General features: G+C 75.1%; 4 protein-coding genes and 1 pseudogene. 4 read left to right on the plus strand and 1 reads right to left on the minus strand.

From position 1 onward, the window contains the following. A partial coding sequence (locus LQ51_RS05885) for a putative bifunctional diguanylate cyclase/phosphodiesterase (protein WP_046563644.1) occupies window positions 1-1,239 on the plus strand: 1,239 nt, incomplete at its 5' end. Window positions 1,240-1,302: 63 nt separating this feature from the next. Here the strand turns inward: LQ51_RS05885 and LQ51_RS05890 are convergent. Continuing rightward, on the minus strand, window positions 1,303-2,322 hold the full coding sequence (locus tag LQ51_RS05890; protein WP_046563645.1) for a LacI family DNA-binding transcriptional regulator: 1,020 nt from the start codon (window positions 2,320-2,322) through the stop codon (window positions 1,303-1,305). A 181-nt stretch (window positions 2,323-2,503) separates the two neighbouring features. Between LQ51_RS05890 and LQ51_RS05895 the strand changes: the two genes are divergently transcribed. The 3 genes and pseudogenes from LQ51_RS05895 to LQ51_RS33730 all read left to right on the plus strand — a co-directional run. Next, the gene (locus LQ51_RS05895) at window positions 2,504-4,945 is read left to right on the plus strand and encodes a glycoside hydrolase family 2 protein (protein ID WP_046563646.1); all 2,442 of its coding nucleotides are present in this window, start codon (window positions 2,504-2,506) and stop codon (window positions 4,943-4,945) included. Between the two features lie 78 nt (window positions 4,946-5,023). Beyond that, a complete protein-coding gene (locus tag LQ51_RS05900; RefSeq protein ID WP_046563647.1) occupies window positions 5,024-5,362 on the plus strand; it encodes an ArsR/SmtB family transcription factor in 339 nt (112 codons plus the stop codon). Next, a pseudogene (locus LQ51_RS33730) lies at window positions 5,359-5,680 on the plus strand (hypothetical protein); the annotation flags it as partial. The gene LQ51_RS05900 and the pseudogene LQ51_RS33730, both read left to right, overlap by 4 nt.

Here is a 5,680-nt window from a genome sequence, read left to right on the forward strand (position 1 = left end):
GCCCCGCCCCGGCCGGCCCCCGACCCGCTCGCGACCCTGGCCGACCGGCGCGAGCTGCTGCGCCGGCTCGCCGGGCGGGAGGGCGGCGCGCTGCTCGTGGTGGACCTGCACGCGGCGGACGACGCGCCGGTCGCCCCGCTGCTTGCCCAGGTGGCCCGCCGGCTACAGGCCGGTAGCGGTCCGGGTGACCTGGTGGCCCGACTCTCCGGCACCGAGTTCGCGGTGCTCACCGACGTCGGGCCGGTGCTCGCCTACGGCCTGGGCGACCGGCTGCTGGCGGCGCTGACCGAGCCGTTCCCGCAGCCCGCCGGGGCGGCCCGGCTGCGGGTCAGCGTCGGGCTGGCCGAGACCACCGGCGGCGACCCGGAGGACGTGCTGCGGCAGGCGGAACTCGCCCGACGGCGCGCGGTGCAGCTCGGCCGGGACCGGGTCGAGTGGTACGACGCGTACCTGGAGGAGCAGCTCGTCCGCCGGCTCGACCTGGAGCGGGAGCTGCCCGGCGCGGTCGCCCGGGGCGAACTGGACCTGGTCTACCAGCCGGTGCTGGCGCTGGCCGACCGGCTGCCGGTGGGCACCGAGGCGCTGCTGCGCTGGCGCAGCCCGGTGCTGGGCACGGTGCTGCCGGACGAGGTGTTGCCGGTGGCGGCGGATCTGGACCTCGCCGGGGAGGTGGGGCGCTGGGTGCTGGACCGGGCCTGCCGACAGCTCGCCAACTGGTCCGACGGCGGCCGGGAGCTGTGGATGGCGGTCAACGTGACGCCCCGCGAGCTGTCCGCGCCCGACTTCGTGGCCCGCACCGCGACCGCTCTGGCCGCGTACGACGTGCCGCCCGAGCGGCTGGTGGTGGAGGTGGCCGAGCCGGCGGTGGCGGCCGAGCTGCCCACCGTGGTGGCCCGGTTCGCTGGTCTCCGCTCCCTCGGGGTGCGTACCGCGCTGGACGACTTCCGGGCCGAGCACGCCTCCCTGGCCCAGCTCCGGCGGCTGCCGATCGACCTGCTCAAGGTCGGCCCGCACCTGGTCGGGCCGGCACCGGACGGGCAGCGCCCGCTGATCGACGTGGTGGCCGCCCTGGGCGACCGGCTCGGCGTGGAGGTGGTGGTGGAAGGGCTGGAGTCGGACGCCCAGGTGGCCGGGGCGCGCCGCGCCGGCTGCCGGTACGGGCAGGGTTTCGCGCTCGCCCGGCCGGCGCCCGCGGAGCGGGTCGAGGCGTGGTTCGAGGAGTTCCCCTCCACGCGCTGACCGGCCGGTCACACCGGGCCCGGGCGGTCCGCCGAGGCGGGCACGGTTCCGGACTGAACCGGTTCACCGGCTCCGTGGCGGGGCGGTGCTGCCGCGTGGGGTGAGGCGGGCCGTCTCGTCCTGCAGCCCGCTGACCGGCTCGCCGGCGATCACGGCGAGCAACTGGCGGGCGGCGTGTGCGCCGTACGCGGGGATGTCCCGGCCGAGCGCGGTCAGCGGCGGGTGCACGAGCTGACAGAGCGGAGAGTCGTCCCAGGCCACGATGGACAGGTCGGCGGGTACGGCGAACCCCATCTCCTGGGCGACCGAGAGCCCGGCGATGGCCATCACGTCGTTGTCGTAGATCACCGCGGTCGGCCGCTGGGCGGAGCTGAGCAGTCGACGGGTGGCCCGCGCCCCCTCCTCCCCGGTGTAGTCGGACCAGACCGTGGTGGCGTCGTCGAGCCCCAGCCGCCGGCACACCTCGGCGAACGCCTCGGTGCGGATCTCGGTGTGCAGCAGCGAGGGCAGCCCGCCGACCCGGGCGATCCGCCGGTGCCCGAGCGCGACCAGGTATTCCACAGCCTCCACCAGCGCCGCCGCGTCGTCGGACCAGACGCTGGCCAGGCTGCCGGTGTGGCCGGGGCCGCCGATCACCACGGCGGGCAGTTGCAGCTCCTCGAGCGCCGGTACCCGCCGGTCGTCGGTGCGCAGGTCGCAGACGAAGACGCCGTCCACCCGGCGCTCCGCCCACCACCGCCGGTAGACCGCGATCTCCGCCTCGTGGTCGGCGACCACTTGGAGGGTCAGCGCGTACGAGCGGGCGGAGAGTTCCGCCTCGACGCCGCTGATCAACTCCATGAAGAAGGGCTCGATGCCCAGGATCCGGGCCGGCCGGCACAGCGCCAGCCCGACCGCCTGGGCGGTGGCGCCGGAGAGCGCCCGGGCCGCGCTGCTCGGGCTGAAGCCGATTTCGGCGGCGATCGCCAGGATGCGCTGGCGGGTCGCCTCGGAGACGCCGGGCTGCCCGTTCAGCGCGTAGGAGACCGCGCCCTTGGAGACCCCGGCGCGCCGGGCGACGTCGGCGATGGTCGGCCGCTTCACCCGCGCGCTCCTCCACTTCCCGGGCCCCGTCGGGGCGGTCCGTCCGCCGCCGGTTCGACCGGCGGCTGCCACGCTACTGCACCGGGCCGACCTGCCGTTGACAGGCCAAAAGTACGGACCGTACGGTGTGGCCACTTATCCGGTTCAGTCGACATTCCTCGATCTCGGGAGCGGTGAAGTCGTGACCTGGCAGGAGTTGTCCGAGGGTTGGGTGCTGCGGGCCGTACCGGGTCCGCAGGTGCCGCCGGAGGTCGCCGGGCAGGCGGTACCGGCCACCGTGCCGGGCTGCGTGCACACCGACCTGCTGGCCGCCGGCCTGATCGCCGACCCGTACCTGGACGACAACGAGAACCGGCTCGGCTGGATCGGCCGGACCGACTGGTGCTACGAGACCACCTTCGCCTGGCAGCCGGGCGACCACGAGCGGGTCGACCTGGTCTGCGCCGGGCTGGACACGGTCGCCACGGTCGCCGTGAACGGCGTCGAGGTCGGCCGCACCGAGAACCAGCACCGCGGCTACCGGTTCCCGGTCGGTGCCCTGCTGCGCCCCGGCCCGAACACGCTGACCGTCCGCTTCGACTCGGCCTACCGCTACGCGGAGGCGCACCGGGACCGGCTCGGCGACCGGCCGAACGCCTACCCGGAGCCGTTTCCGTTCATCCGCAAGACCGCCTGCAACTTCGGCTGGGACTGGGGGCCCACCGTGGTCACCGCCGGCATCTGGCAGGAGATCGGCCTGCACTCCTGGTCGACCGCCCGGCTGGCGACGGTCCGCCCGCTGGTCACCGTCGTCGAGGGCACCGGCCGGGTGGCGGCGCACGTCGAGGTCGAGCGGGCGGCCGACGGGCCGCTGACCGTGCACGCCGCGCTGGCCGGCGTGGCCGTCGAGGTCACCGTGCCGGCGGGGCAGCGCACGGCCGTGGCGACGCTCACCGTCGCGGACCCCGAGCTGTGGTGGCCCACGGGGTACGGCGAGCAGCCGCTGTACGACCTCGAGGTGACCCTGCGTGCGGCGGACGGCCGGACGCTGGACGCCTGGTCCCGCCGGATCGGTTTCCGCTCGGTACGCCTGGACACCGCCCCGGACGCGCACGGCTCGGCGTTCACCCTGCACGTGAACGAGGTGCCGGTGTTCGTCCGGGGCGTCAACTGGATCCCGGACGACGCGTTTCCCAACCGGGTCACCCGGTGCCGCCTCGCCGAGCGGTTCGGCCAGGCGCTCGGGGCGAACGTCAACCTGCTCCGGGTCTGGGGCGGCGGCCGGTACGAGTCGGCGGACTTCTACCAGCTCGCCGACGAGCTGGGGCTGCTGGTGCAGCAGGACTTCCTCTTCGCCTGCGCCGCGTACCCGGAGGAGGAGCCGTTCCGCACCGAGGTCGAGGCGGAGGCCCGGGAGCAGGTCACCCGCCTCGCCGTGCACCCTTCGCTGGTGCTCTGGACGGGCAACAACGAGAACATCTGGGGCTGGCACGACTGGGACTGGCAGGAGCCGCTCGCCGGCCGTACCTGGGGGCGGGGCTACTACCTGGACCTGCTGCCCCGGATCGTCGGTGAGCTGGACCCGACCCGGCCGTACTGGCCGGGCAGCCCCTGGTCGGGCCGCGAGGATCTCCACCCCAACGACCCGGCGCACGGCACCACGCACATCTGGGACGTCTGGAACACCGACGACTACCTGAGGTACCGGGAGTACCGGCCGCGGTTCGTCGCCGAGTTCGGTTACCAGGCGCCCCCGGCGTACGCGACCCTGCGCCGGTCGATCTCGGACCGGCCGCTGGCCGCCGACTCGCCGGGGATGGCCCACCACCAGAAGGCGGTCGACGGCGACCGGAAGCTCCAGCGCGGGCTGGACGCCCACCTGCCGGTCCCGGTCGACTTCGACGACTGGCACTACTACACCCAGCTCAACCAGGCCCGCGCCGTCCAGGTCGGCGTCGAGCACTTCCGGTCGCTCCGGCCGGTCTGCATGGGCGCCATCGTGTGGCAGCTCAACGACTGCTGGCCGGTCACCTCCTGGTCGGCCGTGGACGGCGACGGCCGGCGCAAACCGCTCTGGTACGCGCTGCGTCGCGCGTACGCGGACCGGCTGTTGACCGTGCAGCCGCGCGGCGGCGGGCTGGCGCTGGTCGCGGTGAACGAGACCGCCGGGGCGTGGCGTGCGCCGGCCACGGTCACCCGGCTGGTGCTGGACGGGGAGCCGAGGGCGAAGACCTCGGTGGAGCTGGACGTGCCGCCGTACTCCTCGGTGGTGCTGGCCCTGCCGGCGGAGCTGGCGCGGCCGGACGAGGCCCGGCGCGAGCTGCTGGTCGCGGAGGCCGGGGACACCGCGGAGCGGGCGCTGTGGTTCTTCGCCGAGGACCGGGAGGTGGAGTGGCCGGCGGCCGAGCTGGATGCCACGGTCGAGCCGGCCGACGACGGCCAGCGGGTCCGGGTCACCGCGCGGACGGTGCTGCGCGACCTGACCGTGTATCCGGACCGGCTCGACCCGTCGGCGCGGGTGGACCAGGCGCTGGTCACCCTGCTGCCGGGAGAGTCGGCGACGTTCACGGTACGCGCGGACGCCCCGCTCGATCCGGTGGCGTTGACCCGCCGCCCGGTGCTGCGCTGCGTCAACGACAGGTAGCGGCGGGGCCGGGCCCCGCACCTCGAGTTGAAGAATTTTGCAAGTGCTAAAGTCTTCAGGGTCTCGGGGAGGGATGTCATGTCGGTACCGCTGTACCAGGCGAAGGCGGAGCTGTTCCGCACCCTCGGGCACCCGGTCCGGATCCGGGTGCTCGAACTGCTCCAGGACGGGCCGAAGCCGGTCCGCGACCTGCTGGCCGCCATCGACGTCGAGCCGTCCAACCTCTCTCAGCAGCTCGCCGTGCTGCGCCGGGCCGGCATGGTCACCTCCTACCGGGAGGGCCCGCTGGTCATGTACGCGCTGAGCACGCCCGACGTGGCCGACCTGCTCGCCGCGGGCCGGCGCATCCTCGGCGCGGTGCTCACCGACCGGGACGCGCTCCTGGACGAGCTGCGCGCCTCCGGGACGGACCGGTGACCGCCACCGCCCCCACCGGCCCGGCGACCCCGGCGGACGCCCCCGCCGGCCCGGCGACCCCGGCCGATACCGCCGATACCCACGGCTCCGGTGGCGGCGTTCCCCGGCCGGGCCGTCGGGACGGCGCCCGGGACGGCCTGCGACAGGCCGGACGCCTGATCGGGGAGCGCGTGGGCGGCCTGCTGCCCGGCCGGGGCGACCTACTGGCCGCACGCCGCTCGCCGCGACGGGACCTGCTCGCCGGTCTCACCGTCGCCGTGGTGGCGCTGCCCCTCGCCCTCGCCTTCGGCGTCACCTCCGGCCTCGGCGCCGAGGCCG

This window comes from Micromonospora sp. HK10, from assembly GCF_000982955.1.
In the GTDB taxonomy this organism is placed as follows: domain Bacteria; phylum Actinomycetota; class Actinomycetes; order Mycobacteriales; family Micromonosporaceae; genus Micromonospora.